The sequence below is a fragment of the Methylobacterium sp. CCH5-D2 genome, assembly GCF_001556475.1.
GTDB lineage: Bacteria > Pseudomonadota > Alphaproteobacteria > Rhizobiales > Beijerinckiaceae > Methylobacterium > Methylobacterium hispanicum.
On sequence record NZ_LSIX01000328.1, the window covers coordinates 1 to 1,616 of the forward strand.

The 1,616-nt window shown below is 69.7% G+C and carries 1 protein-coding gene; it reads right to left on the reverse strand.

The features are described 5' to 3' along the window. Nucleotides 1–1,578 (reverse strand): ABC transporter ATP-binding protein/permease (locus AX737_RS08655; protein ID WP_066920639.1); only part of this gene is annotated, 1,578 nt, incomplete at its 3' end. Nucleotides 1,579–1,616: the final 38 nt, after the last annotated feature.

The window sequence follows — 1,616 nt, forward strand, 5'->3', positions numbered from 1 at the left end:
GATCGGCGGGCCCTTGAGGATCGTGCGGGCGATGGCGACCCGCTGCTTCTCGCCGCCCGAGAGCTTGAGGCCGCGCTCGCCGACCGGCGTGTCGTAGCCCTCCGGCAGCCCCTCGATGAAGCGGTCGATCTGGGCGAGGCGCGCGGCCTCGCGCACCTCGGCGTCGGAGGCCTCCCAGCGGCCGTAGCGGATGTTGTAGCCGATCGTGTCGTTGAACAGCACCGTGTCCTGCGGGACCATGCCGACGGCGGCGCGGAGCGAATCCTGCCGGACCGACGCGATGTCCTGCCCGTCGATCGCGATGCGGCCGTTCTGCGGCTCGTAGAAGCGGAACAGCAGGCGCGAGAGCGTCGACTTCCCGGCCCCCGAGGGGCCGACGATCGCCACCGTCTTGCCCGGCCCCACCGTGAAGGAGACGCCGCGCAGGATCGGCCGGTCCGGATTGTAGGCGAAGTGCACGTCCTCGAAGCGCACCTCCGCGTTCCCGACCGCGAGCGGGCTCGCGTCCGGCCGGTCCGCGATCTCCGGGTTGCGGTGGAGGATGCGGAACATGTCGTCGATGTCGATCAGCGCCTGTTTGATCTCGCGGTAGATCATCCCCATGAAGTTCAGGGGCATCGAGAGCTGCACCAGCATCGTGTTGGCCAGCACGAAGCCGCCGATCGTGGTGCGCCCGGCCATGATGTCGCGCGCGGCGAGCCACATCACCGCGGTCATACCGAGTGTGAAGATCACGGCTTGGCCCGCGTTGAGCACCGCGAGCGAGACGTAGGTCTGCGTCGAGGCCTTCTCGTAGCGCGCCATCGACTCGTCGTAGCGCGCGGTCTCGCGGCTCTCGGCGCCGAAATACTTCACCGTCTCGAAGTTCAAAAGCGAATCGACCGCCTTGGTGTTGGCGTCGGTGTCGGAGGCGTTCATGCGGCGGCGGATGCCGATGCGCCACTCGGTGGCCTTGTAGGTGAAGCTCAGATACGCCACGACCATCACGAGGACGACGGCCGAGTAGTGCCAGTCGAACTCGTAGGCGAGCACGCCCAGCACCAGCGCGAACTCGACGATGGTCGGCACCAGCGTCAGCACCATCAGGCGCGACAGCTCCTCGATGCCGCCCCGCCCGCGCTCCAGCACCCGGGTCAGGCCGCCGGTCTTGCGCTCCAGGTGGAAGCGCAAGGAGAGGCGGTGCATGTGCTCGAAGGTCTGCAGCGCGAGCCGGCGCACCGCGTGCATCGCCACCTTGGCGAAGAGCCCGTCGCGCACCTGCGTCAGCCCCACCATCACGATGCGGGCGAGGCCGTAGGCGCCGATCAGGAGCATCGGCGCGGCGATGAGGCCGGCGGGCACCCCGTCCGCGTGGCCGCCGACCGCCGCGACCAGCGCGTCGGTCGCCCACTTGAAGGTGAAGGGCATCACCATCGTGGCGAGCTTGGCCACCAGCAGCAGCCCGAAGGCGAGGTAGACGCGCCGCTGCAGGTCGGCCCGGCCGTGGGGCCAGAGATAGGGCCAGAGCCGGCGATAGGTGGCGACGAGTCCGGGGCGCTCCGGGGCCGGGGCCGCCGGGCTCGCGGGTTCGGTGGTCATGCGCGTGCTGTTCTGTCGGGATGGGGCGGGTGCCGGAG